Origin of the sequence: Caballeronia telluris, assembly GCF_001544495.1 — a bacterium.
Taxonomy (GTDB): Bacteria; Pseudomonadota; Gammaproteobacteria; order Burkholderiales; family Burkholderiaceae; genus Caballeronia; species Caballeronia telluris.
The window spans coordinates 142154-166774 of sequence record NZ_FCNZ02000006.1 but is presented as its reverse complement, the minus strand read 5'-3'; the positions used below and the strand labels follow the sequence as shown (position 1 = coordinate 166774).

Genomic DNA, 24621 nt, shown 5'->3' with positions numbered 1-24621 from the left:
CCGCTATCCGATGACTTTGGCTCCTTAGGCATCACGCTTGGCTCAAACGCCCGATGTCTTGCCGGGGACGCCCTCGGCAAGACTCGACCATGCTTCGTCAAGCGGCGGCGGCAGGCGCCTGTTCAGCCGCTCCATCGACTACCACCGGCTTTGCACGCGGGCGGCGTGTTGCGGTCTTGGTCGACGCGACACCCTTGCGTTTGGCCGCAGCCTTGACACCCGTCGCTGACTTCTTCGCCGCTGTCTTGCGACTCGCAGCCTGCGTTTTCTTCGCGGCGGCTTTCTTGGCCGCCGGTTTTTTGGCTGACGGGACCGCTTGGCCCGCAGCGCCATCGATCAGGAACTTGGTGCGATCCTTCACGTCCTTGATCCATGCAGGAGGACGCGCATGCCCGCTCCAGGTTTCGCCGGTCTTGGGGTTCATGTACTTGGGCGGCAGCTTGCCCTGAACCTTGCCCTTCGCGGCTACACGAGTCTTCTTGGACGCGGTCTTACGCGTAGCCTTGCCTTTCGTTTCATGCGCTTCGATGTCGGCGGTGGTCAAGCCGTGGCGCTCCATCGTTGCGCGGATGTCATCAAGTACGGATTGAGCCTTCTTTGCGACAATGGCTTCTGCTTGCTTTTGCAGAAGCGCTATTCGTTGGTAAAGCTGATCGAGCGAGGCCATATGCATCTCCTAAAGAAGGTATTGCTCGCACTATGCCATCTTTAGCGCGTTTAGCGAAGGTTTTGGCCGCATCGAACAAGCAAAGTTACTAAAAGCAGGAAATTCCGCATGAGGCGTTGTCGTTTTGGATCGCACGGGTCCGTTCAAAGACGATAAGCGCTAGGGGCAGGGCAAGCTTTATCGGATTCGACGGATCATATGACGCTAGCCGTATGTCCAGCCATCCGCCGACACATTGAAGTGAACCGCTTATTCATTCGCAGGCTTATGCGACCAAGCTTGCGCATCGCGCCCGGCATTGTCGCCGGCGCCGACAATGACCGGCGGCTTCGTTGCAAGAAGGCGTACCGGCGCCGATTGCGTTTGGGCGCTATTATTTCGCTGTGAGCAGATTCGACGCGAGGCGTCCGGATGGTCCGGCGCCGGTCGGCAGACATGAAGCGCGATCATGGAAAGCACACTTACGGCAGAGGCAAGCGTCTCGTCAGACGGGAAAATGGTCCTTTTCATGGCGGTCGCGCACGGCGAAACGGTCCAGTGCGCGATCACGCGGGACGCGCTCGAAGAGCACTTCTGGACGCCCGTCGGCGCGACCGACGCCCGACTCCTGAAGGCCTACATGGACGGGCGCAAACGCATTGCGGCCGCCGTCGAGCGAAAAATGCTGCGCGACAGGCGTGCGCCGATCGTGCTCCACGCAAGCGACTTCTCGCACTAAGGGCGAATCGGGCCGGGCTAGCGCCGATCAAACGCCGCCGGCGGCGCGGCATGCATTTGCCTGACAATCAACCGGCGATCAGCCTGTCCGCACGCAGGCCTTTAGCGCTTCGATCAGATCGCGCGGGTCGTACGGCTTGCGCAAGTGCTGCGCGCCTGCGAGCGCCTGCCGCTCATCGGCCTCCAGCACCACATCGCGGCCGCTGATGAAAATCACGCCGAGCGTCGAATCGAGCCGGCGTGCCGCGATCGCGAGATCGATTCCCGAAGCGCTGCCGAGGCCGATGTCGGTCAGCATCACGTCGATGGCCTGACTGCCCAGAATGCGCGTGGCTTCGGTCTCCGAGTTCGCCTCGACGATGTTCAGTCCGAACGTCGCGAGCAACTCGGCGGTGCTCGCGCGCACGAGGTCGTCGTCTTCGACGAGCAGGATGCGCAGGCCACGCAAGCTGTCGGGCACGAAAAGTGTGCCTCCTTGCCCGGCTTCGTCTTCCGCGGGCGACGCTTGCGCCAGTTGCTGATGCGTCATCGTCAGCACATGCCGCACCTTGCGCGCGAGCGCTTCATGCGTGTAGGGCTTGCTGAGCAGCTCGATACCTTCGTCGAGCCGGCCCGAATGCACGATGGCGTTGTCGGTATAGCCCGACGTGAACAGCACGGCGACCGCCGGCAGCCGCTCGCGCGTCTTGCGTGCGAGTTCGGTGCTGCGCAGCGGCCCGGGCATCACGACGTCGGTAAACAGCAGGTCGATCGGCACGCCGCTCTCGACGATCGCAAGCGCGCTTTGCGCATCCTTCGCCCGCAGCACGCGGTAGCCGAGGTCCGACAGCAATTCGACGACCGTCGTGCGCACTTCCTCGTCGTCCTCCACGACGAGGATCGTTTCCGTGCCGCCCTTCGCGGGGCCGGCGTCGACGTTCGTCTCAAGGTCTTCTTCCTGGCGCACGCGCGGCAGGTAGATGCGGATCGTCGTGCCGTGGTCGGGCTCGCTATAGACCTTCACGTGCCCGCCCGACTGCTTGACGAAGCCGTAGACCATCGAGAGCCCGAGTCCCGTTCCCTGACCCTCGGGCTTGGTCGTGAAGAATGGTTCGAACACGCGCTCGCGCACTTCCGGCGACATGCCCGAGCCTGTATCGGTCACGGCCAGCATCACATATTGGCCGGGAATCACGTCGACGTTGCGTTTAGCGTAGGCGTCGTCCAGCGCGGCGTTGCCTGCTTCGATCGTCAGGCGCCCGTGGCCGCTCATCGCGTCGCGCGCATTGATCGCGAGATTGAGCAGCGCGTTCTCGACCTGGAACGGATCGACGAGCGTATTCCACAACCCGCCCGAGACGATCGTCTCGATTTCGATGCCGTCGCCGAGCGCGCGACGGAACATGTCGTCGAGGCCGCGCACGAAGCGCCCGAGATTCACGACCTTGGGCGCGAGGGGCTGACGCCTGCCGAACGCGAGCAGTTGCGACGCGAGATTCGCGCCGCGCGCCACGCCCGCGAGCGCGTTGCGCACGCGCTGCTCGGGCTTGTCCGATCCCGCGACGTCCTTCGCGAGCAGTTGCAGATTCCCGCCAATCACCTGCAGCAGGTTGTTGAAATCGTGCGCGACGCCGCCTGTCAGCTTGCCGATCGCCTCCATCTTCTGCGCCATGCGCAGCGCCTCTTCGGCGTGACGCAGCGCTTCGGTGGTTTCGCGATCCGACGTGACATCGCGTCCGACGCCGTGGATGCGCTCCGTTGAAGGATCGATCGACAGCGTCCACGCGACCCAGCGCCACGAATGATCGATGCGGCGCAGGCGGCTTTCGTGCCGCACCGGCGCGCCGTTCGCGCGAAGCCGTTCGAGATGCTCGCGCACGGCCGGGATGTCGTCGGGATGCACGAGGTCGAGATACGAGCGCGTAAGCAGCCACGACGGGTTGTGTCCGAGCAGGCGCGACCACGACGGGCTCACGCGTTGCAGCCTGCCGTCGAGCCCCGCGACGACGAGCAGATCCTCGCTCAGTTCCCAGAGTCGGTCGCGGTCCGCGACGGCTTCGATCACGCGGCGCTCAAGTGTTTCGTTCAGATCGCGCAGCGCGTCCTGCGTCTTCGTGCGCTCGGCGATCTCGTTTTGCGCGGCCTGAAAGAGACGCGCGTTGTCGATCGCGATGGCGGCCTGCGCGGCAATCCCGACGACGATCCGTTCCGCGCGCTCGGTGAATATGCCGGGCTGCGGATGGCCGAAGAAGAGGCCGCCCAGCACTTCGCCATTGCGCGAGACGACCGGTGCGGCAAGATAGCTGCGCACCGCGAGATGGCCGTGCGGCATGCCGCGATGCGGCGCGTTGTGGCCGTAGCGCGGGTCGGTCGTGATGTCGTCGGAGCGGACGATGCCGGCGCCCTCGAAGGTCGGCGCGAAGACGGCCGTGTTGCGCGGCATCGGGAACTTCGAGAAGGCGTCCTTCGGCACGCCCGAGAGCGTGTACAGCATGTAGCTGCCGCCCGCTTCGTCGAGCACGTTGTAGAAGAACGAACCGAACGCGGCGCCGGTCAGCTCGGTCGCGGCATCGGTGACGGTCTGCACGGCGCGGTTCAGATCGAGTTCGGCGGCCACCGCCTGGCCCACGCGGTTCAGCACTTCGAGCGTGCGCGAATCCTCGCGCAGCTTCTGCTCCGTTTCGCGCCGCAGCCGCGCGAGTTGCAGATTGCTCGCGACGCGCGCGAGCAGTTCGCGCGCGGAGAAGGGCTTCGTCAGATAGTCGTCGGCGCCGGATTCGAGGCCGCTCACGCGCGCCTCCTCGCCGGCCCGCGCCGACAACAGTAGAACCGGCGTCTCGCGCAACTGCGCGTCCGCGCGCAGTTCGCGCAAGAGGCCGAAGCCGTCGAGGCGCGGCATCATCACGTCCGACACGATGATCTCCGGCTGCGTCGCGCGCGCGGCTTCGAGCGCCGCCTCACCATCGACGGCGACCTCGACCCGATGACCCGCCGCGCTCAGAATGCGCTTCATGTAATCGCGCAGGTCGGCGTTGTCGTCGACGACGAGCACGCGCGCGGGCGCCGCCTCGTTCGCCTGCGGGGCCGCGACGGCGTCCGCGTCGACGCTTTCGGCGGCCTCCGGATTCCAGCGCACGGCGGCATCGACGTAGGTCTGAGCGTTGCGGCTCGTCGCGGCGGTGGAATCGGCCCGGGCCGCGCCCGGCGCGCCCTGCGGCAGCGTGACGGCGAAGCGCGAACCGGCGCCGGGCCGGCTCTCGACGCCGATCGTGCCGCCATGCAGGCGCACCAGTTCCTGCACCATCGCGAGCCCGATGCCGCTGCCTTCGACCGAGCGCCCTTTCGCGCCCGCGACGCGGTGAAAGCGCTCGAAGAGGCGCGGCAGTTCGTCCTCCGCGACGCCGATGCCCGTATCCGCCACGCTCACTTCGACGCCGCCATCGGCTGTCTTCCTCATGGCGACCGTGATCGCGCCCGCGAACGTGAACTTGTACGCGTTCGAGAGCAGGTTCATCACGACCTTCTCCCACATCTCGCGATCCAGATCGACGATGGGACGGCCGCCTTCGTCGTCGAGATCGATCACGAGCTGCATGCCCGCCGACTCGATCGCCGAACGAAAGAGCGACGCGAGATCGGCGGTGAATGCGCCGATGTCCGTGGGTTGCTTGTGGATCTGCATGCGGCCCGCTTCGATGCGCGAGAAATCGAGCAGCGCGTTGACGAGCTTCAGCAGCCGCAAGCCGTTGCGATGCGTGAGTTCGACCAGTTCGCGATCCGTGCTGCCCGGCGTGTCCGGCCTCGCGAGCAGTTCTTCGAGCGGGCCGAGCATCAGCGTGAGCGGCGTGCGGAATTCGTGGCTGATATTGGAAAAGAACGCGGTCTTCGCGCGGTCGATTTCCGAGAGCGCTTCGGCGCGGCGCCGCTCTTCCTCGTAGGCATGCGCATAGCCGATCGCCGCGCCGATCTGGCCGGCGACGAGATTCATGAAGGCGCGGTAGCCGTCGTCGAAGAGGCGGCACGGGTTGAGCGCCGCGATCAGCACGCCCGCGCGGCCCGTTTCGCCGGCCGCGAGGATCGGCAGCACGAGCGCCTGGCGCGGCGGGATGGTCCAGGCGCCGGTCGGCAGCGCGGCGCCGAACTTCGCCGCGAGATCGTCGACGAGCACGGGCGACTGCGTGCGCAACGCTTTGTCGAAGGGCCAGGGCGGCGCGGCGCTCGCGTCCATCGACGCCGGCGCCGCCGGATGGTCCGTGCCGATGCCGCTCGCGCAGACGAGCGAGACGTGCGCTTCGCCCGGCTCCGCGGTGTAGAGCAGCGCGAAGGGCAGGTCGTGCGTATTGGTTGCGAGCGCGCGGGTGGCGAGCGAACACGCCTCGCGCCATGTGTGCGCGTCGGGCGTCGCGGCGGCGAGTTCGCGCAGCAGCGTCAGTTGCCGTTCGCCGAGGACGCGCGCGGTGTCGTCGCTGTTCGCGCAGATGATGCCGCCGATGTTGCCGTCGTCGTCGGGGACCGGGCTGTAGGAGAACGTGTAGTACGTTTCTTCGGGAAAGCCGTTGCGCTCCATGATGAGGAGCTTCTGTTCGACGAACGTGCCTTCGACGCCCGCGAGCGCGGTCGCGAGCAGCGGCGCGATGTCGGACCAGATTTCGCGCCAGACGACTTCGGTCGGTTGTCCGAGCGCGACCGGGTGCTTGCCGCCGATGATCGACTTGTAAGGGTCGTTGTAGAAGAAGATGAGGTCGCGGCCCCAGCCGATCCAGATCGGCTGGCGCGACGTCAGCATGATGCGGATGGCCGTCTTCAGGCTTTGCGGCCAGGTCTCGGGGACGCCGAGCGGCGTCGCGTTCCAGTCGTGCGCGCGGATCAGCGCGCCCATCTCGCCGCCGCCCGCGAGAAAGCTCGCGGTGGCGCCGGCAGGTCCCGCGTTCCCCATCTGGTTGTCTGGTTTCATCGACGCGTTTCTCCTCGACACGCTTGGCGCTGCTGCCGTCCCGAACCCGCTCGCTCGAACGCGACGGCCGCGCTGCCCCCAACGCGGCCGGCCCGTGACGGCCGAACCTCCGAATTTTCGCACGGAGGGAAACGAAACGGGTGACGGTGGAATTGCGCCAGCGAGTGCGCGACAGGAACGGGGTTTGCGCAATGGTCGGAAGGCTTCAGGAGAAAACCGATGACTTACGAAACGGAACATCTGCATGCGCTCGATTCGCGTTGTGAACCTTTCATGCTCGATCGCAACGGCTGGGTGCCGAACAACCGGCGTCTGCCGGTGCTGCTCTACCGTGGTGTGATCGACGGCGCCCAGCCCGGCGGCGCCGAGCGCTTCGAGGCGTTGTTCGCCCGCCACGGCTGGCCGCCGCAATGGCGCGACAGCGTTTTCGACTACCACCATTACCATTCGACCGCGCATGAAGCGCTCGGCATTGCGACCGGGCGTGCGCAACTCATCATCGGCGGGCCGGGGGGACGGGTCATCGGCGTGCAGGCGGGCGACGCGCTCGTGCTGCCCGCCGGGACCGGGCACTGCCTGCTCGCGAGCGAAGGCCGCTTTCAGGTGGTGGGCGCGTATCCGCCTGGACAACAGTGGGACATCCGGCGCGATGCGCTCGATGAAGACGAACTTCGCAGGATGGAAGCGCTGCCGTTTCCGAAGAGCGATCCGGTCGGCGGGGCGCAGGGGGAGGTGGCGCGGCTGTGGACATAAAAAAGCGCTCGCCGATACGGCGAGCGCTTTTCGGGAGGCTGGATGGATCGCTTACCGCGCCGACGTCCACCCCTTATAACTCCCCACATTTTCGCGCGTAATCAGCGTCGACGGCATCTGGATCATCGGATCAGCCGGCTTCTTGCCGTTCATGATTCCATACCCCACTTCCACCGCCGTCTGCGCCATTTTCCACGGGTCCTGGCTCGCCGATGCCTGGATCAGCGTATCGCTCTTGAGCGCCGTTTCGATGTCGGGCGCGCCGTCCACCGACGTGATCACCATCTCCTTGCGATGCAGTTGCTTGGCCGCCAGATCGCTGCCCACCGCTTGCGGATCGTTGATCGCGAACAGGCCGTCGATCTTCGGGAAGCGCGTGAGATAACCCTGCATCGCGTTCATGCCGCCTTCGCGCGAGCCCTTCGCGTCCTGATCTTCAGACAGGATCTTGATGCCCGGCGACTTCGCGAGCACTTCCTTGCAGCCCTTCACGCGGTCGATCACGGCCGAAACCTGCGGGCCGTTTTCGATGACCACGTTGCCCTTGCCGTTGATCTTCTTCGACAGGAAGTCGCACGCCAGTTGCCCCGCCTGCACGTTGTTCGTCTGCACGGTCGCATCGGCGCCGGCGGCGGCGACGTCGACGGCAATCACCACGATGCCCGCCGCGCGCGCCTTCTTCACCGCCGGCTCGATCGCCTTCGGGTCGGCGGCGTTCAGCAAGATGATGTCGACGTGCGCGGAGATGAAGTTGTCGATCTGCGTGAACTGCTTGTTCATGTCGTAGTCCGCCGACACCGCCTGCACTTTCACGTTCGGATTGATCTGCTTCGCCTTCGCTTCCGCGCCCTTCGAAATAGTCACGAAGTACGGATTGCCGAGCGAGCCGACCGTGATGCCAACCGACTTCAGTTCCTTGTCGGCCGCGTGTGCCGCGGGAACGGCGAGGCCGCACGAGAGGGCCAGCGCGATGCTCGCATAAGCGACTTTTTGCTTGAACATTTTTATGTCTCCAGGTGGTCCGTTGGTAGTGGCGGGAACAAGCGGACCTGCCTGTTCCCGCACGCCGCCGTGCAGGTAAAACGATTGGATTACGTGCGTGCCGAGCCGCGCTGGCGATAGCGGTCGAGTGCCACCGCGCCGATGATCACGAGGCCCTTGATGATGTACTGCCAGATGTCCGACACGCCGAGCAGCACGAGGCCGTTGGTCAGCACCGCGATGATCAGCGCGCCCACTAGCGTCCCGACGATCGACCCGACGCCGCCCACGAAGCTCGTGCCGCCGAGAATGACCGCGGCGATCGCGTCGAGTTCGTATGACTGGCCGAGTTGCAGGCCGTTCGCCGCATAGAGCCGCGCCGCCGACATCACCGCGCCCAGTCCGGCGAGCACGCCCGATGCCGCATAGACGAACATCTGGATGCCCCACACCTTGATGCCCGACAGGCGCGCCGCTTCCGGATTGCCGCCGACCGAGTAGATGCGCAGGCCGAGCACCGTGCGTCGCAGGATGAACCACGACACGATCACCACGGCGATCGCGATGATCACGAGCCAGGGCACGCCCAGCACCGTGTCGTTGCCGATGAACGCGAACGAGAGTTGCGGATTGAAGATCGTCGTATCGTGGCCGATGAGGCGCGCGATGCCGCGGACCGCGGTCAGCGAGCCGAGCGTGACGATGAACGGCGGCAGCCGCAAGAGCGCGATCAACGCGCCGTTGACGAGGCCGAACACGAGCCCCACGGCGAGCGCCGCCGGAATGCCGAGCCAGCCCCAGCCCGGAATGTTCGACGCAATGAGCGCGGTCACCGCCGACGCCGCCAGCACCGAACCGACCGACAGGTCGATGCCGCCCGTCAGGATCACGAAGGTCATGCCCGCCGCGAGCACGACGTTGATCGCGGCCTGCTGCGCGACGATCGACATGTTCTGCAGGCTGAAGAAGCCATCGGTCACGACGCCGAACGCGATGCACAGCAAAATCAGCACGGGCAGCATGCCGGCCGTGCGCATCAGCGTCTGCATGCGCTCCTTGTGCTCGATGCGCGATTGCCGCTGGGACGGGTTCTGTCCCTCCGCGATGCCGGGCGCGTCGCCCTCGTGCTTGATCGTCTTGCTCATGTCGTCCTCCGAAGATGTCTCTATGTATGCCGCTGTGTGTATCAGGCTGCCTCGCCGAGCGCGGGGCGTGACCCGGTGGCGAGTTCGATGATCGCTTCCTGCGAGATCGGTTTGCCGCTATAGCCGCCGAGTTCGCCGGCCAGTTCCCCTTCGCGCATGACGAGCACGCGGTCCGCGGTGCCGATCACTTCCGGCAGTTCGCTCGAAATGATGATGATGCCGACACCGGTCTTCGCCAGTTCGTTGATGATTCGATAAATCTCCGACTTCGCGCCGATGTCGACGCCGCGCGTCGGTTCGTCGAGGATCAGCACGCGCGGCTTGGTTTCGAGCAGCCGCGAAAGCAGCACCTTTTGCTGGTTGCCGCCGGAGAGCGCGCCCGCGTTCACTTTCGGGCTCGGCACGCGGATCGTCAGCGAGGAAATCGCATCGCGTGCGCGCGTCGCGCCGCGCGCGAGATCGAGCACGCCCATGCGCGCGTCGCGTCCCGCGACCGACACGTTGATGTTGTCGCGCACGCTCATGTCGAGAAAAAGGCCCTGGCCCTTGCGGTCTTCGGTGAGATAGACGAGCCCGGCGTCGATCGAGTCGCGCGGCGTGCGCGGATTGAGCTTCTTGCCGTCGACGGTGATCTCGCCACGCGTGCGCGGCTCCGCGCCGTAGATCAGCCGCGCGAGTTCGGTGCGCCCGGCGCCGACCAGTCCCGCGATGCCGAGCACTTCGCCCGAATGCAGGTCGAGGCTGCAACCGCGCACGCGTCCCGCATCCGCGACGTCGCGCACCTGCAGCACGACCTTGCCCGGATCGTAGGGCGCGTGTTCCTTCTTGTAGAAGCCGGAGATGTCGCGTCCGACCATCATCTTCACGAGGCTTTCCGCCGACAGGTCCGCGCGTTCGAGCGTGCCGACATAGCCGCCGTCGCGCAGCACCGACACGCGGTCGGACAGTTCATAGATCTCCGCCATCCGGTGACTGATGTAGATGATCGCGAGGCCTTCCTGGCGCAACTGGCGGATCAGCTCGAACAGACGGTCGGTCTCGCGCGACGAGAGCGGCGTCGTCGGCTCGTCCATCACGAGAATGCGCGCCTTCGCGTGCACCGCGCGGGCGATTTCGACCAGCTGCTGCTCCGCAATCGACAAATCGCCGACGAGCGTATGCGGCTTGAACGTGGCGCCGAGGCGCTTGAGCACGTCCTCGCAGCCGCGCTCCATCGCGGGCCGGTCGACGAGGCCGAGGCCGCGCCGCAGTTCGCGTCCCGCGTGGATGTTTTCCGCCACCGAGAGATTCGGCGCGAGGCTCAGTTCCTGATAGATCACCGCGATGCCGAGATCCTTCGCGGCGAGCGGCCCGTCGATCACGACCGTCTTGCCTTCGATCAGGATCTGCCCGCCCGCGTCGGCCTGATAGGCGCCCGACAGGATCTTCATCAGCGTCGATTTGCCGGCGCCGTTTTCGCCCATCAGCGAGTGCACTTCGCCCGGATGCACCGTGAGGCGCACGTTGTCGAGCGCGCGGACACCCGGAAACGTCTTGCTGATGCCGCGCATTTCGAGCAGCACGGGCCGCGCATCGGGCCTCGGTTCAGGACTGGACATGACTCACCTCATTCGTATGGGCGCCGGCGCCCTTGAGAATCCCCGCGCGCGGAGAAAAGTTGAAGAACATCGGCAGCGTCGCCGCGCCGATCGCGCCCGCGTCGCGGCCGAACGAGCCGCGTGCGAGCACCGGCAGGCCGCGCGATTCGGGCGCGTTGGCCGCCATCGTGCCGCGCAGACGTTCGATCAGCGTGTCGAGCAGACCCGCGTCCACGTCGGCGTCGAGCACGACCACCGGCACGTCCAGCACGCAGAGCATCGAGCGCAGCGCCGGAGCGAGGGCGTCCACGCAATCTTCGATCCACTCGTCGATCGCCGGAACGCGACGCGCGATGCAGGCTTCGAGATCGGCACGCGTTTCGACCGCCTCGCCGCAGTAGCGAAGGTGCCGCGCGAGCGCGTTCAGCGACGCGCGCGAGATCAGGATGTCCCATTGCCTGGCCGGTTGCGGCGCCGACGGCAGGCGGCTCGGCGCGACCGGCATCACGCCGATGTCGCCCGCGTTGCCGGACACGCCGCGCAGACAGTCGCCGTCGACCGCGATCCCCGCGCCGATCGCCGAGCCGAGAAACAGATAGATGAAGTCGTCGCAATGGCGGCCGTAGCCGTAGAACAGTTCGGCGATGGCGGCCGAGTTGCCGTCGTTTTCGTTGAACACCGGCAGACCCAGCACGCGGCCGAGTTCGGCCGGGAAGTTGATTTCGTCCCAGGCGCGGAAGGTATCGGTCGGCAGGCCGAGTTCGCGCAGCCAGCTGCCGAGATTGAAGGGTTGCGCGAGGCCGACGCCCGCGAGCCGTTCCCGCTCGCCCGGGCTCAGGTGCTTGAGCAGCGTTTCGATGTCGCGCTGAAGGATCGCGAGGACTTCGTCCGGATGCGGCAGCACCATGTCGTAGGAGGCGCGCGCGAGCACGGCGCCGGCGAAATTGACCAGCACGGTTTCGAGACTCGTGCGGTTGAGCCGCACGCCGATGCCGAACGCGCCGCGCGGATCGAGCCGGATCAGCGAGGCGGGCTGGCCGCGCTGGCCGTCGAGGCGCCGTCCCGAGAATTCGATCAGGCCCGCTTTGTTCAACGATTCGATGATGCTGCCGACGGCCGTGCTGGTCAGATTCGCGTGGCGCGCGAGATCGGCTTTCGAGGCGGGCTCGGTGCGGCGCAACGCCTGCAACAGCAGGCGCTCGTTATAGCGGCGCACGTTGGCCGAATTGCTGCCCTGGCCGATGTGGGGACTTCTCACGCGGTTCCTCCGGGTCTGGACCGTTGGCTTTTTGATTAATTAAATCAAGTTGATTTATTTAATACCATGGGCGGCCGCGCGTAAAGGAGGGAAATCCCCACGCGGAGCGGGCACGGAAGTTAAATCGGAGACGAAGGTTGGATTCGTGCGTTGAATGCCGCGCGTGGCTGAAAAGAGGGTAGTCGCGTCGCGGACAAATAGCACGGAGAGCTTGTCTTGCGGCGCATCAAGTGCCGCATCGCAGAAAAGGGCTGGCGCCCTTTCCGGTCAGGCGCGCGGGAGGCGCCGGCGGCGAGCGAGCGTCGGCACGGCGATGCGCCGGAACCGCTCGCGCTTGTGTTCTTCGTCGAAGTGAGCGAGCGATGGCTTGACGAGATCGCTGCGCGCCACGATGCCGACCAGACGCCGCGTCCCGTTGTCCGCGACGACCGGCAGCCGCTCCAGCCCGTGCACGGCGAGCCGGGTCGCAACGAGCCGGCAGGTCTCGTGCGGCAGCGCGACGACCGGTGTGCGGCCACGCAGGAGATCGGCGACGGTCACATCAGGATCGCCATCGAGCATGCCCCGCTCAACCATGCCCAGCACCGCGCCATCGCGCACCGCCGGATACGCGCGATGCGTTTGCCCCGCGCCGAAGTACTGCACGAGCGCGTCGCCGACCGTGAGGCCGGCGTCGATCGTCTGAACGGCGGTCGACATCACCTCGTCCACGTGATGCCGTTCGAGCGGATCGACGCCGTATTCGCGATAGATGTGATAACCGCGACGCGCGATCTTCTCCGTCATGATCGAGCGCTTCATGACGACCGTCGCGAAGCCGTGCGCGACGAGCGTCGCGGCGAGCAGCGGCAGCAGCGCGTTGACGTCGTGCGTGAGGCCGAACGCGAAGACGATCGCGGTGAGCGGCGCGCCGAGCGTGGCGCCGAGCGTCGCGGCCATGCAGACGAGCGGCCAGAGCGCCGGCTCGCCGCCCGGCAGGACCGGCGCGAGCACCGTGCCGAGTCCGGCGCCGAGCATCAGGAGCGGCGCGAGCACGCCGCCCGACGTCCCCGAGCCGAGCGCGACGACCCACATCACGGCCTTCACCGCCAGAATCGCCACGGCGATCTGCAACGCGACGTGCCCGTGCAGCAAATCGCCGATCACGTCGTAGCCGACGCCGAGCGCGCGCGGCTCGATGTATCCGCCGATGCCGACGATCACGCCGCCGAGCGCCGGCCACCACATCCAGTGGATCGGGAGCCGGCCGAAGAGGTCTTCGGTCTTGTAGAGCGCGGCCGAAAGTCCGGACGCCAGCGCGCCGGAAAGCAGCCCCGCGACGACGCACGACACGAGCGAAAGCCCGTCCGGCGGCGCGGTGACGAGCGGAAAGAGCGGTCCCTGTCCGAAGAACGCGACCCGCGCGAAGCCCGCGACCGCGCACGCAAGCGCGACCGGCAGGAAACTGCGCGGACGCCATTCGAAGAGCAGCAGTTCGACCGCGAGCAGCACGGCCGCGACCGGCGTGCCGAACACCGCGGTCATGCCGGCGGCCGCGCCCGCGACGAGCAGCGTCTTGCGCTCGGCCGACGTGAGCTTCACGCATTGCGCGATCAGCGAGCCGAGCGCGCCGCCCGTCATGATGATCGGACCTTCGGCGCCGAACGGCCCGCCGCTGCCGATCACGATGCCGGACGACAGCGGCTTCAAGACGGCCACCTTCGGCGACATCCGGCTCTTGCCGAACAAAATGGCTTCGATTGCTTCGGGAATGCCGTGTCCGCGAATTTTTTCCGAGCCGTAGCGCGCCATCAATCCGACGATGAGTCCGCCCGCGACCGGCACGACGAGCACCCAGAGCCCGAGCGTGTTACTGGCGGGCGAGCGGTCGGCGAACGAAAAGCTGCCGAAAAAGAAGAGGTTCGTGAACAGATGGATGACGCTGAGCAGGACGAACGCCGCGAGCGTGCTGACGCCGCCGATTACCGCTGCGAGCGCCGAAATGCCGGGAAGTCGCGCGTTGGCGGCAAAGTCGCGTTTTGTGGAATGGAGACTCATGGCGGTCTAGTAATCGATCTGCGGCACGCGGAAAGCGCCCTGCAGCGACTTCAATTCCGCGCGATGTAATTCGGCCAGCCGTGCCAGCACTTTCTCGCCGGGCTTTTCCAGATGCACTTCCACCTGCCGGCGGTCCGTTTCGCTGACCTTACGCCTGACGAGCCCGAGCGCCTCGCAGCGCGACACCAACGCGACGACGCCGTGATGCTGCGCCTGCAGGCGCTCGGCCAGTTCGCCGACCGTCGCCCAGTCGCGGCCGGGGTAGCCGCGAATATGCAGGAGCAGCAGATATTGCAAAGGCGTGATGCCCTCGCCCTGCGCGGCGTTCTCCGAGAAGCGCTCGAAGCGCCGCATCTGATAGCGAAACTCGGATAGCTGTTCGAAGTCCTTCTTCGCCAGGCTGCGGGCCGGCGCGCGGACGAGTTCTTTCATCGTGATGTCTTGAAAAGTGCAAACGGTAAATATATCACAACATGATATGAATGGACGCAGCAGAAGCGCCGTGGCGACGCCGTTCGCTTCAGGCGGCCTGTCTGCTTTGCTGCTGGGTCTGCCGGTAGAGGCCCGCGATCACGTCGGCCTGGGTAATCATCCCGACGAGCCTTTCCTGGCCGTCGAGCACCGGAATATGGTGATGGCCGAAGTTCGCGAAGATCGGCACCAGTTCGGTGATGGGCGTCGCGGCCGAGATCGTGCAGACGTCGGTGGTCATCAACGCGCCGGCGGTGCGGGTCGCCTCGTCGTCGTTCGCGAGCCAGCGCGCCGGCAGGCGGAACAGGGCCGAGAGCGCGCCGCCCGAGCCGTACTGCATCAGGTCCGCGCGCGTGACGATGCCGATCACGCGCTGAGTCGTATCGACGACCGGCAACGCCTTCACCGCGCGCCGGCTCAGCAGATCCGAGGCGGTGGCGGCGGTCGTCGTGGCGAAAATGGACGCGACCGGGTGCGACATGATGTCGGCGCAGGTCAGTTCGTCGAAGGTGCGGACGTACGCCCGCATCTGCGCCTCGTTGACGACCGATTCGAGATCCGCCGGATCGATGTCGAGCAATTCGTCGCGCCGCGCGAGCACGGCGTCGAGATCGGCGCGCGTGAAGCCCGGGTTCGCGGGCGGGTGGCCGGCGGCCTGCGCCTTCGCGGCGTTTTGCCCGGCGGCGTGCGGATAGCGATGGCCCGTCAGCGCGTGGAAGACGATCGCCGCCGTGAGCAACGCGAACGATTGCAGCGCGATGGGTTCCAGCACGAAACGAAAGCCGAGCGAGTGAATCGACGGGCCGCCCAGCACGGCGGTGAGCGCGACCGCGCCGGACGGCGGATGCACGCAGCGCAACGCGAACATCGCGCAGATCGCGATGGCGATGGCGAGCGCGGCGGCGTCGATGGGGTCGGCGATCAAGGTCGCGCAGGCGACGCCGACCGTCGCGGACACCAGATTCCCGCCGATGATCGACCACGGTTGCGCGAGCGGACTGGCCGGCACCGCGAAGAGCAGCACGGCCGAGGCGCCCATTGGCGCGACGAGGAGCGGAATGTTCGCCGAGGGGCCGAGCAGCAACAGCATGGAGCCGCCCGTGAACGCGATGCCGAGCAGCGCGCCGAGGCCCGAGCGCAGGCGCTCGGGCCATTTCACGGCAACCGGCGAAGGGACGAAACTGGCGATCCAGCGAGCGAGAACGGGGCGCATCTAGAGATATCGATTCGGCGAAAAGGGCGGTGCGATACCGTATGAAATATATGGCATTGTGACATAAAGTCGCGGGGTCGCGCCGGCCGGAAAGGGCAGGGAAATGCCTGTTGGCGTTTTCCCTGATATGTGCCGATTGATGATAAAAACGCCTCAATCAAGGCGTTTTCGATGAAAGATGGTGCGAAAACCGAGCGTGCGGCGAATGGAATCCGTGTCCGCGCGGCGCTTCGTAATACCTCACGACATGATGGATCGTGCGCTAGCTGGCGCGGGACAGCATCACGATATACATGACTGTCGAGAACACGATCACGCATGCGCCGATGATCACCTTCCTCTCGTTGAATTCAAGCAATCCATTGACCGCAATGCCGATGCCGACTACCGCGGCGAGCGTGCCGATGGCGGCGAGCAGCACGCGCAACTTGTTGCGCACGACGAGCCGCTGTTCCGCCGTGGCTTCCGGTTTGAGGCGTTCCAGCTTCATGTGAGACCTCCGCGCAACGTGGAGCGTGACCAGAGCGGGCACTGCGCGAATCACCCGCCGCAGGAACGCCGATGATCCGATTATAGGAAACCAAAACGACACGCCGTGGCCGCGCTCATCGTTTCGTCACCGATACCAAAAGCGGTAGTTTTGTGCAACGAACGTTCCGATCGTTGCAGGCTGCGCGCCGCTACATCAGTTCGCGGCCGCCCGGCACGGCGATGCGCTTCCGGCGGAATTGCAACTGCCCGTTTGCGTCGACGACTTCGGAATCGCACGCCAGCACCCGCTCGCCGGCCCACTTCGGATCGCGGCAGCGGCTTGCTTCGAAGAGCTTCGCGCCGGAATCGTCGAAGACCGCGACGCCGTGGACCACGTTGTCCGAGGCGAGGCCCCGCACGCATTCGAAGGCGACATAGCCGTGCTGCGCAATCGCATCCGATGGATTGACGCAGTCGTTGTCCAGCGCGACGCGCTTGCCGCCACGGTTGACCAGCACCACGCGTTCGCGTTTGCCGCCGAAAGGATCGCTGGGATCGTTGGCGAAGTAGCGGACGATGACGAGGCTGCGCCCGTCCGGCAGCGGACGCAGGAGCGAGAGGCGGTCGCCTGCTTCCCAGTTGGCGGCGTTGTCGGGCAAGAGTCCGATCGACCGGTCGACGACGCTCATGCGCAGCGCGACCAGCGATCCGGGTCGGACGTCGCAGAGCCGCATGTAGGCATCCGGGACGGTCTGCCGGATGCGCAGGCGCGCCGCGAGCGCGGGCTTGTCGGCGTTGGCCGTCGCGCCGACCCACATGAAGACGTTTTGCTTGTCGCCGCAGTCCGCGGTCTGGATGACGAAGCCATCGGGCACCGACCGGTAGAGCGGTTCGGCTTTCTTCGCGATGCCCGAGACGCTCGGATCGCTCGGTCCGGCGACGATCCAGACGCGCTCGGCGTGCACGTGCGACGCGAGGGTAAGGAACAGTACAAGCACAGCGAGCGCGCCTGGGCGGCTCTTTCGCGTTGTCCTTTTCACCGCCGGCTGTGCTGGTGTGATCATCCGCGCGTCCTGGCTGGAGTCGAAATGTCTAGAGTTTAGTCATTCCGTCGTGCCTGCCAAGATTTTTGTCGCGCGGTCGTTCGTTTTTGTCTTCGACAAGCGCGCCGTGCCGTCATCCTTGCCGCGCGCGTCGTGGCGCATGCGCGGCCGCACGCCGCCCCGTCACCCGCGACCACACATGCTGGCAGATGTCGCGGCGGCGTCCGGCGTCGAGCGGATTGGGGACGCTTATCGTCAGCGTCGACGCGGAATCGGTGAGTGACGGGCGCACTTCGCCCGCCCGCAGGTCGCCGAGTGGCAACGGCCCTTCCCAGATGACGACGCTGTGGTGGCCGTCCGAGACCTGAATCACCTGATAGTGCGATAAATCGATGTGGTCGAGATCGTGAGGTTCGATGGTTCTGTGCATGGCACGGCTCCGTTGGCTTGCCCGGCCGCTGAGGCGCGTCGCGTCCGTATGGGGGTTATCCGAGTCAAAGCATCGTGCATGCCATCGCGCGCGCGGGCGCCAACGTCATGCCTGACGGCCTTGAGTCGGCGCGCGTCGCTTAAGTACGGCGCTAAGTTTTTCAGTCAGTTGAGAATTTTGCGCAGAACGGCGAGCACGTCGCCAAAGTCGACGCTCACACGATTGCAGCTTATTCCTTAAACTCGAGCACATCTCACGTCAGAGCGAGCGATCATCGATGGCAACCGCAAAGAAGAAGACACACATCAGAATCGGCATCGGCGGATGGACGTTCGAGCCGTGGCGCGGAACGTTCTATCCGGAAGGGCTCGCGCAAAAGCGCGAACTCGAATACGCGAGCCGCCAGCTGAACAGCATCGAAATCAACGGCACGTTCTATGGATCGCAGAAACCGGCCAGCTTCGTGAAATGGCATGACGAAACCCCCGACGATTTCGTGTTCTCGCTCAAGGCGCCGCGCTTCGCGACGAACCGGCGCGTGCTCTCAGAGGCAGGCGACTCGATCGAACGGTTCTTCGCGAGCGGTGTGCTCGAACTGAAGGACAAGCTCGGTCCCGTGAACTGGCAGTTCGCTCCGACCAAGCAGTTCGACGCCGAGGACTTCGAAGGCTTCCTCGCGTTGTTGCCGAAGCGCGTCGAAGGCCGGTCGATTCGGCATGCGGTCGAAGTGCGGCATGAGAGCTTTCGCGATCAGGCGTTCGTGGCGCTCGCACGCAAGTACGGCGTCGCGATCGTGATGGCGGGCGATTCGAAGTATCCGCAGATCGCGGACCCGACGGCGCCATTCGTCTACGCGCGCATCATGGGCACCGAGGAGAAGCATCGGCTGGGCTATCCGAAGAAGCAGCTCGATCTGTGGACGGAACGCGCGCGCGTGTGGGCGTCGGGCGGCATTCCCGAGGGACTCGAAACCGTTACGGCGCCGCCGGCGAAGGAAACGCCGCGCGATGTCTATCTCTACGTCATTAGCGGATACAAGGCGATCAATCCGGCTGCGGGCATCGCGATGATCGAGCGTCTGGCGAGATCGGAAGAATAAGATCGTCTGTCCCATTTCGATACACTGCGCCAGAAGATGACAGCGCATGGGCCGCGCTAACGCGCGCAGCCCGCGCCGGAGCGGCAAGCGGCGGATGGCATGGAACTCGCAAGCGTGGGTGGCCGGTACGGCACGGTTAGACCGGGCCGGTCACTCAAACGATATGCGAGGAGCACACATGAATCACGCCGAGATGCAGTTCCTGACGACCGAATACCCGTTCAAGAAGCAATATGGCAATTTCATCGGCGGCAAGTGGGTCGCGCCGCTAGGCGGCGAGTACTTCGACAACATTTCGCCCATCACCGGCGAGCCGTTCACGTCGATCCCGCGTTCGCGCGAAGCCGACATCGAACTCGCACTCGATGCCGCGCACAAGGCGAAGGCGTCGTGGGGCAAGACCTCCGCGACCGAGCGCGCGAACATCCTTAACAAGATCGCGGACCGCATCGAGGCGAATCACACGCGCATCGCGGTGGCCGAGACCATCGACAACGGCAAGCCGCTGCGCGAGACGATGGCCGCCGACATTCCGCTCGCCATCGATCACTTCCGGTACTTCGCGAGTTGCGCGCGTGCGCAGGAAGGCTCGCTCTCGCAAATCGACGACGACACCGTCGCGTATCACTTCCACGAGCCGCTCGGTGTGGTCGGTCAGATCATCCCGTGGAATTTCCCGATCCTGATGGCGACGTGGAAGCTCGCGCCCGCGCTCGCCGCCGGCAACTGCGTGGTGCTCAAGCCCGCCGAGCAGACGCCGGCGTCGCTGCTCGTCGTGATGGAACTGATCGAAGACCTGCTGCCGCCCGGCGTGCTGAACGTGGTCAACGGCTTCGGACTCGAAGCGGGCAAGCCGCTCGCATCGAACAAGCGCATCGCGAAGATCGCCTTTACCGGCGAGACCACGACCGGGCGTCTCATCATGCAGTACGCGAGCCAGAACCTGATTCCGGTGACGCTCGAACTCGGCGGCAAGAGCCCGAACATCTTCTTCGCCGACGTCATGAACGAAGACGACAGCTTCTTCGACAAGGCGCTCGAAGGCTTCGCGATGTTCGCGCTGAATCAGGGCGAAGTGTGCACGTGTCCGTCGCGCGTGCTGGTCGAGGAGAAGATTTACGACCGCTTCATGGAGCGCGCGTTGAAGCGTGTCGCGGCGATCAGTCAGGGGCATCCGCTCGATTCGAAGACGATGATCGGTGCGCAGGCCTCGCAGGAGCAACTGGAAAAGATCCTGTCGTACATCGATCTAGGCAAGCAGGAAGGCGCGGAGTGCCTGATCGGCGGCGAGCGCAATGCACTCGACGGCGAATTGCAAAACGGCTATTACGTGAAGCCGACCGTGTTTCGCGGCCACAACAAGATGCGCATCTTCCAGGAGGAAATCTTCGGGCCGGTGGTCTCGGTGACGACCTTCAAGAACGAAGAGGAAGCGCTCCAAATCGCCAACGACACGCTTTACGGCTTGGGCGCAGGCGTGTGGACGCGCGACGGCACGCGTGCGTATCGGTTCGGCCGCGACATTCAGGCGGGACGCGTGTGGACCAACTGCTATCACGCGTATCCGGCGCATGCGGCGTTCGGCGGCTACAAGCAGTCGGGTATTGGTCGGGAGAATCACAAGATGATGCTCGATCATTATCAGCAGACGAAAAACCTGCTGGTGAGCTATAGCCAAAAGCCGCTTGGATTCTTCTAAGCTTTTCGAGCGACGCGAGCGGTCTTGAACGGCCGCTCGTCCAAGAGGATCGCGCCATGAGTCAAGAGGACATAGAGCGAGTCGTCGCGACGCCCGCAGCCATCGAGTTGATCGAGCAGCTCAGGGCGGAACACGGCGACGTGCTGTTCCATCAATCGGGCGGCTGCTGCGACGGCAGTGCGCCGATGATGTTTCCGGCCAGCGAGTTCATGGTCGGCGGCTCGGACGTGAAGCTCGGCACGATCGCGGGCGTGCCGTTCTACATGAGCGAATCGCAATTCGAATACTGGCAGCACACGCAACTGATCATCGATTGCGTGAAGGGCAACGGCGGCATGTTTTCTCTGGAACGGCCCACGGGTCTGCGCTTTCTCACGCGCTCGCGTCTTTTCGACGACGCCGAATGGGCGTGGCTTGCGCGGCATCCGGTCGAATCGGCGGGCGGCTGAGCGGTCCCTGCCTGCAAATCTCCGCGGTGGTAAATTCCAGAATTCACCGACACCGGAGACACGCGATGGCAACGATGAAAGCCGTGGAAGTGACGGAAGCGGGCGGCCCGCTGCAACTGGTCGAGCGCGATGTGCCCGAGCCGGGGCCGGGGCAGGTCCGCATCAAGGTGCAGGCGTGCGGCATCTGTCACAGCGATTCGCTGACCAAGGAAGGCCAGTGGCCGGGTCTGCAATATCCGCGCGTGCCGGGACACGAGATCGCGGGCGTCGTCGATGCGGTCGGTGCCGAAGTCGACGAGTGGAAGGTCGGACAACGCGTGGGCGTCGGCTGGCATGGCGGTCACTGCGGCCATTGCGATCACTGCCGGCGCGGCGACTTCGTGCTTTGCCAGCGCGCGCTCGTGCCCGGTATCAGCTACGACGGCGGCTACGCGAACTACATGGTCGCGCCCGTGCAGGCGCTCGCCCGTATCCCCGACGACCTCTCGGACGTCGATGCCGCCCCGCTTCTCTGCGCCGGCATCACGACGTTCAACGCGCTGCGCAACAGCGGCGCGCGGGCGGGCGAGGTCGTCGCGATTCTCGGGATCGGCGGGCTCGGGCACCTCGGCGTGCAGTTCGCGAGGAAGATGGGCTTTCGGACCGTCGCCATCGCGCGCGGCAAGGACAAGGCACCGCTCGCAACCGAACTGGGCGCGCATCACTACATCGACAGCAGCGCGGAGAACGTCGCCGAATCGCTCACCGCGCTCGGCGGCGCGAAGGTGATCCTGGCAACGGCGACGAGCGGCAAGGCGATGAGCGCGGCGCTCGGCGGCCTCGGGCTGAACGGCAAGATGATCATGGTCGGGATCGGGCAGGAGCCGGTCGAGGTGCCGATCGCGCAGTTCATCATGGGGCGGCATTCGGTGCAGGGCTGGCCGTCGGGCACGTCGGCCGATTCGCAGGACACGCTCGACTTCAGCGCGCTCTCGGGCGTGAAGCCGATGATCGAGGAATTCCCGCTTGCGCGCGCGCCCGAAGCCTACGACCGCATGATGAGCGGCGCGGCGCGCTTTCGGGTCGTGCTCACGATGGGCTAAGAAGCGCAGTTACGGTTTGCGCCAGTTCGGCGTGCGCTTGTCGATGAATGCCTGCGTGCCTTCGAGCGCGGCGTCGTCCATCATGTTGCACGCCATCGTCTCGCCGGCAAGCTGGTACGCGCTTTCGATGCCCGCTTCGAGTTGCCGGTAGAAGAGGCCCTTGCCTGCCGCAATCGCCGCGCGCGGCTTTTCGCAGATGCTTGCCGCGAGCGCGCGCGTGGCATCGTCGAGTCGATCGGGCTCGGCCACGCGATTGACGAGGCCGCGTTCGAGCGCCGTATTCGCATCGATGAAATCGCCGGTCACGAGCATTTCGAATGCCGCCTTGCGCGACACGTTGCGCGAGAGCGGTACGCTCGGCGTCGCGCAGAACAGGCCGTAGTTGACGCCCGACGCGGCGAAGCGCGCATCGCTCGCGGCCACGGCGAGATCGCACATCGCGACGAGCTGGCAACCGGCGGCCGTCGCGATGCCGTGCACGCGCGCGATCACCGGCTGCGGCATGCGCTGGATCGTCAGCATCATCTGCGAGCAGCGCGCGAAGAGCGCCCGATAGTAGTCGAGCGATGGCTCCGCGCGCATCTCCTTCAGATCATGCCCCGCGCAGAACGCGCGCCCGCTGCCGGCGATCACGACCACGCGTGCGTCCGACTCCGACGCTTCGTCGAGCGCGCGCTGCAACGCGTCGAGCAGCGCTTCCGACAACGCATTGAACGCGCCCGGCCGGTTCAGCGTGATGCAGAGGACGCCGGGTAGCCCGTATGCGTCCCGTTCGACGATCAAAGGTGCTTCGCTCATGTCTTCGCTCCGTCAGACGTCGATGGCCGTCACCGATCCCGCGCGCTTCCTCAATTCGAACTTCTGGATCTTGCCCGTCGATGTCTTCGGCAGTTCGCAGAACTCGATTGCGCGCGGCACCTTGAAGCCCGCGAGATGCGCCTTGCAATGCGCGATCAGATCGTCGGCGCTCACGTTGGCGCCCGCCTTGAGTTCGACGAACGCGCAGGGCGTCTCGCCCCAGCGCGCGTCCGGCTTCGCGACGACGGCCACCGCAAGCACCGCCGGATGACGGTACAGCACGTCTTCCACTTCGATACTTGAAATGTTCTCGCCGCCGGAGATGATGATGTCCTTGCTGCGGTCCTTGATGCGCACGTAGCCGTCGGGGTACGCGACCGCGAGATCGCCGGTGTGAAACCAGCCGCCGCGAAACGCTTCCTCGGTTGCGGCTGCATTCTTCAGATAGCCTTTCATCGTGATGTTGCCGCGAAACATGATTTCGCCGATGGTCTCGCCGTCGGCGGTCACGGGCTGCATCGTGAGCGGATCGAGCACGGATACCGCGTCCTGCAAGTGATAGCGCACGCCCTGCCGCGCGTTCAGACGCGCACGCTCGCCGATATCGAGCGCGCGCCACGCGTCCTGCTGCGCGCACACGGCGGCCGGTCCATACACTTCGGTGAGACCGTAGACGTGCGTCAGTTCGAAGCCGAGCCGCTCCATGCCTTCGATCATCGCAGCGGGCGGCGCGGCGCCCGCGACCATCGCGTGCACGCGATGCGCGATGCCTTCCTTCATCGAATCGGGCGCATTGACGAGCAGGTTCTGCACGATCGGCGCGCCGCAATAGTGGGTGACGCGTTCGCTGCGGATCAGGTCGAAGATGGTCTTCGCGTCGACGCGGCGCAGGCAGACATTCACGCCCGCGCGCGCGGCGACCGTCCAGGGAAAGCACCAGCCGTTGCAATGGAACATTGGCAGCGTCCACAAGTACACGGCGTGCTTCGGCATGTCCCATTCGAGGATGTTGCTCACCGCGTTCGTGTAGGCGCCGCGATGGTGGTAGACGACGCCTTTCGGATTGCCGGTCGTCCCTGAGGTGTAGTTCAGGCAGATCGCGTTCCATTCGTCCGACGGCGGCGCCCATTGGAACGCCGGATCGCCGCTCGCGAGCAGACGCTCGTAGTCGATCTCGCCGATGCGCTCGCCCGCTCCGGTGTATTCGCTGTCGTCGATGTCGATCACGAGGAGCGGGTGGTCGAGCTGCGCCAGCGCCTCGCGCATCACCGCCGAGAACTCGCGGTCGATCAGCACCGCCTTCGCCTCGCCGTGCGTGAGCATGAAGGCGAGCGTACTTGCGTCGAGGCGCGTGTTGAGCGTATTGAGCACGGCGCCCGCCATCGGAATGCCGAAGTGCGCCTCCACCATTTCGGGGATGTTCGGGAGCATCGCGGCGACCGTGTCGCCCGCGCCGATGCCGCGCGCGTTCAGCGCCGAGGCGAGGCGCCGCGCGCGCGCGTAGGTCTCGGCCCAGTTGCGGCGGATGGCGCCGTGCACGATGGCGGGGAGCGTCGGATAGACGGCCGCGGTGCGCTCGATGAACGTGAGCGGCGTAAGGGCCGCGAAGTTGGCGGCCGTTTTGTCGAGGCCTGCTTCATACATGCCGGTGCTCATGGTGTCTCCCTTTTCGGCTTTTATATTGGCGGTCGGGTTGAGGTGCTCAATATTACGCGCGGTTGAGGGTGCGGCGCCAATGCGGGGACACGGCGTGGGCGTTCGGGCGGATACGTGCGAGGAAGTGTTTAGATCATTTGAA

Annotated in this window: 20 protein-coding genes; 6 read left to right on the top strand and 14 right to left on the bottom strand. The window is 65.6% G+C overall.

Features of this window, described 5'->3' with window-relative positions; translation table 11 throughout:
• Positions 1-97: 97 nt before the first annotated feature.
• Positions 98-667, bottom strand: a complete 570-nt coding sequence (locus tag AWB66_RS10080; protein ID WP_087630149.1) for an H-NS histone family protein — start codon at positions 665-667, stop codon at positions 98-100.
• A 448-nt stretch (positions 668-1115) separates the two neighbouring features.
• Here AWB66_RS10080 and AWB66_RS10075 point away from each other — a divergent pair, with 448 nt between their 5' ends.
• On the top strand, positions 1116-1385 hold the full coding sequence (locus AWB66_RS10075; protein WP_087630148.1) for a DUF1488 family protein: 270 nt from the start codon (positions 1116-1118) through the stop codon (positions 1383-1385).
• A 78-nt stretch (positions 1386-1463) separates the two neighbouring features.
• Here the strand turns inward: AWB66_RS10075 and AWB66_RS10070 are convergent, their stop codons facing one another.
• Entirely contained in the window at positions 1464-6317 is a 4854-nt protein-coding gene (locus AWB66_RS10070; protein WP_087630147.1) for a response regulator, read from the bottom strand.
• Positions 6318-6536: 219 nt separating this feature from the next.
• On the opposite strand from AWB66_RS10070, the gene AWB66_RS10065 reads away from it, so the two are divergent.
• A complete protein-coding gene (locus AWB66_RS10065) occupies positions 6537-7070 on the top strand; it encodes a cupin domain-containing protein (RefSeq protein WP_125469703.1) in 534 nt (177 codons plus the stop codon).
• A 51-nt stretch (positions 7071-7121) separates the two neighbouring features.
• Here AWB66_RS10065 and AWB66_RS10060 read toward each other — a convergent pair whose 3' ends face one another.
• From AWB66_RS10060 to AWB66_RS10015, 10 genes are all read right to left on the bottom strand, one after another.
• The gene (locus AWB66_RS10060; RefSeq protein ID WP_087630146.1) at positions 7122-8072 is read right to left on the bottom strand and encodes an ABC transporter substrate-binding protein; all 951 of its coding nucleotides are present in this window, start codon (positions 8070-8072) and stop codon (positions 7122-7124) included.
• Positions 8073-8161: 89 nt separating this feature from the next.
• Positions 8162-9196, bottom strand: a complete 1035-nt coding sequence (locus tag AWB66_RS10055; protein WP_125469702.1) for an ABC transporter permease subunit — start codon at positions 9194-9196, stop codon at positions 8162-8164.
• Positions 9197-9237: 41 nt separating this feature from the next.
• Entirely contained in the window at positions 9238-10794 is a 1557-nt protein-coding gene (locus tag AWB66_RS10050) for a sugar ABC transporter ATP-binding protein (RefSeq protein ID WP_087630145.1), read from the bottom strand.
• Positions 10781-12031, bottom strand: coding sequence for an ROK family transcriptional regulator (locus AWB66_RS10045; RefSeq protein ID WP_087630144.1), 1251 nt, complete (start codon positions 12029-12031; stop codon positions 10781-10783). Before AWB66_RS10045 ends, AWB66_RS10050 begins: the two co-directional genes overlap by 14 nt.
• 267 nt (positions 12032-12298) lie before the next feature.
• A complete protein-coding gene (locus AWB66_RS10040) occupies positions 12299-14068 on the bottom strand; it encodes a chloride channel protein (RefSeq protein ID WP_087630143.1) in 1770 nt (589 codons plus the stop codon).
• Positions 14069-14074: 6 nt separating this feature from the next.
• On the bottom strand, positions 14075-14500 hold the full coding sequence (locus AWB66_RS10035) for a MarR family winged helix-turn-helix transcriptional regulator (protein WP_087630142.1): 426 nt from the start codon (positions 14498-14500) through the stop codon (positions 14075-14077).
• 88 nt (positions 14501-14588) lie between these two features.
• Positions 14589-15752: an HPP family protein gene (locus AWB66_RS10030; protein ID WP_087630141.1), complete on the bottom strand. Its 1164-nt coding sequence runs from the start codon at positions 15750-15752 to the stop codon at positions 14589-14591.
• Between the two features lie 262 nt (positions 15753-16014).
• Positions 16015-16242: a DUF2964 family protein gene (locus AWB66_RS10025; protein ID WP_087630140.1), complete on the bottom strand. Its 228-nt coding sequence runs from the start codon at positions 16240-16242 to the stop codon at positions 16015-16017.
• 190 nt (positions 16243-16432) lie between these two features.
• The gene (locus tag AWB66_RS10020; protein ID WP_125469701.1) at positions 16433-17221 is read right to left on the bottom strand and encodes a hypothetical protein; all 789 of its coding nucleotides are present in this window, start codon (positions 17219-17221) and stop codon (positions 16433-16435) included.
• Between the two features lie 178 nt (positions 17222-17399).
• Entirely contained in the window at positions 17400-17696 is a 297-nt protein-coding gene (locus AWB66_RS10015; RefSeq protein WP_087630138.1) for a hypothetical protein, read from the bottom strand.
• Positions 17697-17973: 277 nt separating this feature from the next.
• On the opposite strand from AWB66_RS10015, the gene AWB66_RS10010 reads away from it, so the two are divergent.
• The 4 genes from AWB66_RS10010 to AWB66_RS09995 all read left to right on the top strand — a co-directional run bounded on the left by AWB66_RS10010 (position 17974) and on the right by AWB66_RS09995 (position 22025).
• On the top strand, positions 17974-18795 hold the full coding sequence (locus tag AWB66_RS10010; RefSeq protein ID WP_087630137.1) for a DUF72 domain-containing protein: 822 nt from the start codon (positions 17974-17976) through the stop codon (positions 18793-18795).
• A gap of 178 nt (positions 18796-18973) precedes the next feature.
• Positions 18974-20494, top strand: a complete 1521-nt coding sequence (adh, locus tag AWB66_RS10005) for an aldehyde dehydrogenase (protein ID WP_087630136.1) — start codon at positions 18974-18976, stop codon at positions 20492-20494.
• A gap of 56 nt (positions 20495-20550) precedes the next feature.
• Positions 20551-20943 carry a DUF779 domain-containing protein gene (locus AWB66_RS10000; protein WP_087630135.1) on the top strand — a complete coding sequence of 131 codons (393 nt, stop codon included), beginning with the start codon at positions 20551-20553 and terminating at the stop codon, positions 20941-20943.
• Positions 20944-21008: 65 nt separating this feature from the next.
• On the top strand, positions 21009-22025 hold the full coding sequence (locus tag AWB66_RS09995) for an alcohol dehydrogenase (RefSeq protein WP_087630134.1): 1017 nt from the start codon (positions 21009-21011) through the stop codon (positions 22023-22025).
• Between the two features lie 9 nt (positions 22026-22034).
• Here the strand turns inward: AWB66_RS09995 and AWB66_RS09990 are convergent, their stop codons facing one another.
• Both AWB66_RS09990 and AWB66_RS09985 read right to left on the bottom strand, forming a co-directional pair.
• Positions 22035-22823, bottom strand: coding sequence for an enoyl-CoA hydratase (locus AWB66_RS09990; protein WP_087630133.1), 789 nt, complete (start codon positions 22821-22823; stop codon positions 22035-22037).
• 12 nt (positions 22824-22835) lie between these two features.
• Positions 22836-24479 carry an acyl-CoA synthetase gene (locus AWB66_RS09985; RefSeq protein ID WP_087630132.1) on the bottom strand — a complete coding sequence of 548 codons (1644 nt, stop codon included), beginning with the start codon at positions 24477-24479 and terminating at the stop codon, positions 22836-22838.
• Between the last annotated feature and the right edge of the window lie 142 nt (positions 24480-24621).

What these genes read in the sequence shown, in the direction of transcription:
- AWB66_RS10075 (WP_087630148.1), top strand. Translation starts at nt 1,116, where the DNA reads ATGGAAAGCACACTTACGGCAGAGGCAAGCGTCTCGTCAGACGGGAAA.
- AWB66_RS10070 (WP_087630147.1), bottom strand. Translation starts at nt 6,317, where the DNA reads ATGAAACCAGACAACCAGATGGGGAACGCGGGACCTGCCGGCGCCACC.
- AWB66_RS10035 (WP_087630142.1), bottom strand. Translation starts at nt 14,500, where the DNA reads ATGAAAGAACTCGTCCGCGCGCCGGCCCGCAGCCTGGCGAAGAAGGAC.
- AWB66_RS10050 (WP_087630145.1), bottom strand. Translation starts at nt 10,794, where the DNA reads ATGTCCAGTCCTGAACCGAGGCCCGATGCGCGGCCCGTGCTGCTCGAA.
- AWB66_RS09990 (WP_087630133.1), bottom strand. Translation starts at nt 22,823, where the DNA reads ATGAGCGAAGCACCTTTGATCGTCGAACGGGACGCATACGGGCTACCC.
- AWB66_RS10080 (WP_087630149.1), bottom strand. Translation starts at nt 667, where the DNA reads ATGGCCTCGCTCGATCAGCTTTACCAACGAATAGCGCTTCTGCAAAAG.
- adh (WP_087630136.1), top strand. Translation starts at nt 18,974, where the DNA reads ATGAATCACGCCGAGATGCAGTTCCTGACGACCGAATACCCGTTCAAG.
- AWB66_RS10055 (WP_125469702.1), bottom strand. Translation starts at nt 9,196, where the DNA reads ATGAGCAAGACGATCAAGCACGAGGGCGACGCGCCCGGCATCGCGGAG.
- AWB66_RS10030 (WP_087630141.1), bottom strand. Translation starts at nt 15,752, where the DNA reads ATGCGCCCCGTTCTCGCTCGCTGGATCGCCAGTTTCGTCCCTTCGCCG.
- AWB66_RS10025 (WP_087630140.1), bottom strand. Translation starts at nt 16,242, where the DNA reads ATGAAGCTGGAACGCCTCAAACCGGAAGCCACGGCGGAACAGCGGCTC.
- AWB66_RS10010 (WP_087630137.1), top strand. Translation starts at nt 17,974, where the DNA reads ATGGCAACCGCAAAGAAGAAGACACACATCAGAATCGGCATCGGCGGA.
- AWB66_RS10040 (WP_087630143.1), bottom strand. Translation starts at nt 14,068, where the DNA reads ATGAGTCTCCATTCCACAAAACGCGACTTTGCCGCCAACGCGCGACTT.
- AWB66_RS10060 (WP_087630146.1), bottom strand. Translation starts at nt 8,072, where the DNA reads ATGTTCAAGCAAAAAGTCGCTTATGCGAGCATCGCGCTGGCCCTCTCG.
- AWB66_RS10000 (WP_087630135.1), top strand. Translation starts at nt 20,551, where the DNA reads ATGAGTCAAGAGGACATAGAGCGAGTCGTCGCGACGCCCGCAGCCATC.
- AWB66_RS10015 (WP_087630138.1), bottom strand. Translation starts at nt 17,696, where the DNA reads ATGCACAGAACCATCGAACCTCACGATCTCGACCACATCGATTTATCG.
- AWB66_RS09995 (WP_087630134.1), top strand. Translation starts at nt 21,009, where the DNA reads ATGGCAACGATGAAAGCCGTGGAAGTGACGGAAGCGGGCGGCCCGCTG.
- AWB66_RS10065 (WP_125469703.1), top strand. Translation starts at nt 6,537, where the DNA reads ATGACTTACGAAACGGAACATCTGCATGCGCTCGATTCGCGTTGTGAA.
- AWB66_RS09985 (WP_087630132.1), bottom strand. Translation starts at nt 24,479, where the DNA reads ATGAGCACCGGCATGTATGAAGCAGGCCTCGACAAAACGGCCGCCAAC.